The organism is Idiomarina sp. H2 (genome assembly GCF_004364275.1).
GTDB classification, from domain to species: domain Bacteria; phylum Pseudomonadota; class Gammaproteobacteria; order Enterobacterales; family Alteromonadaceae; genus Idiomarina; species Idiomarina loihiensis.
In genome coordinates this window covers 1-2,699 of the sequence record NZ_SNZY01000021.1, presented here as the reverse complement: position 1 = coordinate 2,699, position 2,699 = coordinate 1, and the positions used below count along the sequence as shown (strand labels likewise).

Genomic DNA, 2,699 nt, shown 5'->3' with positions numbered 1-2,699 from the left:
ACGTTGCGCTAAATCCCTCCAATGTTGAGGAAATTAAGCGTAATACGGCGGTTGCTTAAAACAGGTTTTTTGGACAACTAGGTTGAAAAACGCCGGCCGAGCCGTAGAATGGGATTTAATACCGAATCACGATTTAAAAAAAGTAAAAACGCTAAAAGTTGAAAGCACCCGTTTACGCTACCTGTCGCCAGACGAAGAGGAATCTCTGCTATCAACCTTAAGAGAGCGTAACGAGCGACTTAAAAAAGCCCGAGATCAAGCCAACGAGTTCAGACGTGTCAGGAACTACCCTACCCAACCAGATTTGAGAGAACAGGAGTATTCCGATCATTTAGAGCCTATTGTCTTGCTAGCCATGAACACCGGAATGCGTAGAGGCGAAATTTTTCAACTTAAATGGTCAAACATAGACTTCTACAGCAAAACGCTAACTGTTGAGGCGGGTAACGCCAAATCAGGTAAAAGTCGCATTATTCCCCTTAACGACACTGCATTACATGTATTGGAAAAATGGAAGCCAGTTAGCCAAAGTCAGTACGTATTCCATGGTAAAGATAAAGAGCCTTTAACTGATATTAAAAAAGGCTTCCTCAAGGTACTGGAAGAAGCCGATATTGAAGAGTTCCGCTTTCACGATTTACGACACCATTTTGCCAGTAAGCTAGTCATGCGCGGAGTCGACCTTAATACTGTTCGAGAGTTACTAGGCCATGCTGATATCAAGATGACTCTTCGGTATGCTCATTTGGCTCCTGAACACAAAGCTCGGGCTGTTTCACTTCTTTAGCCTGCATTTCGCTGCTTTCTTCAGAGGATGCATAATTCAAAATGGTTGGAAACTTTATGACTCCAGCTTGTGCTAGAGCAGCAATCGCTAGAACAAACGTTAGAAAGGTTAAATGCCGTTTTTCTGTTAGCCCTTGCACATATCTATCCCGTTCTTCAGTATAACTTTCTAGCGAAGTCAGAGCTTTTCCCGATAAATAGTAAGTATGACCACGACGCACTAGTTCGCCCTCATCCTCAAAAGAGTGTAGATATAATTTCGTACTATTCATTAACTTCTTTTTCATTGGATGTTGAGGCCAGTTAAGTCCATAAAGTTTTGACATTAAGTAACCAAAAGTAACCCCATCCTCTTGGTCATCCATCTGTTTTTCAACAATAAACTCTAGAAGCTCGAATCTCTTTTTCTTCCTCAATTTAGAACGTTTATACCATTCTAGCCCTAATTTTTTATACTTCCGTTTCAGTAAAGTCTTGAAGTAAACCGCTCGTGTTAAGTGATTAAATAAAAAACCAAGAGTTGAACGGAAAACAATATCGCTGTTGCCATAATAGTGGGTTATTTCCAGCTGACCATTGGAAACTGCCTGCTTAAGCTGTTTTACATCCAGTGAAACTTCTTCCCGAAACCCGTCCTCTTGCCACTGATACCCTTCAAACAGTCCTTCAGAATAGCTTTTAATTAAATATATTGGATTGCCGTTCGAGTCGGAAATTAGTACGGAGTAGCAGTCCATACTCGCACCTTCATCGCCTGAACGAGGAATAGGACTTGGGAACTGCTTATTCAGGGCTATTTTCATAGCTTTTTTGAAAACGAATGAGTTCATATTTAAACCTAGATTAGCGAATAAAAAAGCGGTGCATAGGCACCGCTATAATTCGAGCATTAATGCTTACGCTTTTTCACGCGAATGCGAAATGCTTTCTTACCGTACTTATGAGCATATATTCTCCGGCCTAGCTTTTTATGAAAAAAGTAAGGGACGTAGATGTACTCATACTCGTCTTCATTAGTATTGGTAATAGACATGTTTGTCTCCGTAATCAAAAAATGGAGGACAAACTAAGAGCAGGCAGGAGCCGTTGAGTATTTACAATTTTTTTATTGTATCAACTATCAACAACTACTAAGATTACAAGTGTCAACTCGGGCTGCTCTTAGCTGTCCGTTTTATTTACCCACAAGTTGGCGCTTGTGGGTAAATCCTTTAGCTAAAGCACAACATATTGTGTCATATCTTCCTTAAAATCATAGAAAACACTACATATAGTACTGTATAGCTAACTGTATGCTAGGGCTAACCTTCTGATTGATCAAGCGAATTTACGGGTAAAAAACGGAATAATTTTGGTTTCGAAAACTTGATTTTTTGTTAGCCATTGCGGGACGTGACTTTGCGAAGGAAAGTCTTTTATATATTCTTTTCGTCTTTTAAAAGTAGTTAATAGACCAAAAGTTACTGGTAGCCTACATTACTCAGTAATACCCAACTTAGTGAAAAATTAAAATGACTCCAATCGACCACAGCGCAGTATCCGAAATTGCTTCTGAAGGCCAAATCGCCCAACTGATTTCAGATAAAAAAATATCTCTGCTCTGTAAAGTATCAGCTCGCAAAGCTCTGGTAATAACTAAAGAGGGAAAGGCTTGGTATGCCCGAGCCCATGGTCGATTCAATGGTTACTGTTACCTGTATAACAAAGATGCGGTTGAATGTTTGCGGAAAGGCAATACCAAAATCACTGCCAGCAGAGTATCAACCCATGGCTTTATCGACTGGTCAACTGACTCCCCTTTCAAAATTAATTTCCCAATATCGGCGTTTTTCAACCTAGTTGTCCAAAAAACCTGTTTTAAGCAACCGCCGTATTACGCTTAATTTCCTCAACATTGGAGGGATTTAGCGCAA

3 protein-coding genes are annotated in these 2,699 nt (G+C 40.1%); 1 reads left to right on the top strand and 2 read right to left on the bottom strand.

Going from position 1 to position 2,699, the window contains the following annotated elements; translation table 11 throughout:
* Positions 1–82 precede the first annotated feature (82 nt).
* Positions 83–787 (top strand): site-specific integrase, encoded by a 705-nt coding sequence (locus DET62_RS14360; protein ID WP_110014428.1) that lies wholly within the window; start codon positions 83–85, stop codon positions 785–787.
* Here DET62_RS14360 and DET62_RS14355 read toward each other — a convergent pair.
* Both DET62_RS14355 and DET62_RS14480 read right to left on the bottom strand, forming a co-directional pair.
* On the bottom strand, positions 720–1,616 hold the full coding sequence (locus DET62_RS14355) for a hypothetical protein (RefSeq protein ID WP_110014429.1): 897 nt from the start codon (positions 1,614–1,616) through the stop codon (positions 720–722). The genes DET62_RS14360 and DET62_RS14355 overlap by 68 nt on opposite strands.
* A 59-nt stretch (positions 1,617–1,675) precedes the next feature.
* Positions 1,676–1,819: a hypothetical protein gene (locus tag DET62_RS14480; protein ID WP_166635849.1), complete on the bottom strand. Its 144-nt coding sequence runs from the start codon at positions 1,817–1,819 to the stop codon at positions 1,676–1,678.
* Between the last annotated feature and the right edge of the window lie 880 nt (positions 1,820–2,699).